The organism is Mycobacterium sp. E3247, from assembly GCF_001667785.1.
Lineage (GTDB): Bacteria > Actinomycetota > Actinomycetes > Mycobacteriales > Mycobacteriaceae > Mycobacterium.
In genome coordinates this window covers 1-618 of sequence record NZ_LZJG01000360.1, presented here as the reverse complement: position 1 = coordinate 618, position 618 = coordinate 1, and the positions used below count along the sequence as shown (strand labels likewise).

The window sequence follows — 618 nt, the reverse complement described above, 5'->3', positions numbered from 1 at the left end:
GCGGCCAGATGCGGATGCTCGCGCATCAGCCGGCTCGCCTCGTCCAGCACCGCCGCGAGGCGATCGACCACGCCGCCGGGACCCGCGGCGGCGGCTCGCAGCCGCGGCACCGCCATGCGTTCGATGTCCTCGACGGCCGCGTCCAGCAATTCGGACTTGTTCGGGAAGTAGTGGTACAGGCTGCCGCTGGTGACGTCGGCCGCCCGGGCGATCTCGCGAATCGTGGTGCGCGAATAGCCATTCTCGGCCACACATCGCATGGTGGCAACGACGATCCGCTGCCGCGTCTCCTCGCCGCTGGCGCCGACCGGACGTCCCCGTTGCGCCCGCGTCACCATGCTGTCCTCACTCGCGCGTCCCGTCCGCCGGCTCCCGGTCCCCGACACGGTCGAATATAATCGAGTGATCGATTAGTTCCGGCTTCGCCGCGGAGGTGCGTAGTGCGTGATGGACGGAGCTGCGGCGGGCTTCCCGCCGCATGAGCGTCACGCCGCCGCAATTGGGTCGGCCGGTGGGTGCCGACGGTGAGCAGACCCGGGCCCGCATCATCACCGCCGCGATGCGATGTGTGGCCGAGAATGGCTATTCGCGCACCACGATTCGCGAGATCGCCCGGGC

General features: G+C 69.7%; 2 protein-coding genes. One reads left to right on the top strand and one right to left on the bottom strand.

The window, feature by feature from the left end; all coding sequences use genetic code 11:
• The coding region (locus A9X04_RS19765) for a TetR/AcrR family transcriptional regulator (RefSeq protein WP_231985768.1) at positions 1-335 on the bottom strand (335 nt) is incomplete at its 3' end.
• Between the two features lie 143 nt (positions 336-478).
• Between A9X04_RS19765 and A9X04_RS29900 the strand changes: the two genes are divergently transcribed.
• Positions 479-618 (top strand): TetR/AcrR family transcriptional regulator (locus A9X04_RS29900; protein WP_156751880.1); only part of this gene is annotated, 140 nt, incomplete at its 3' end.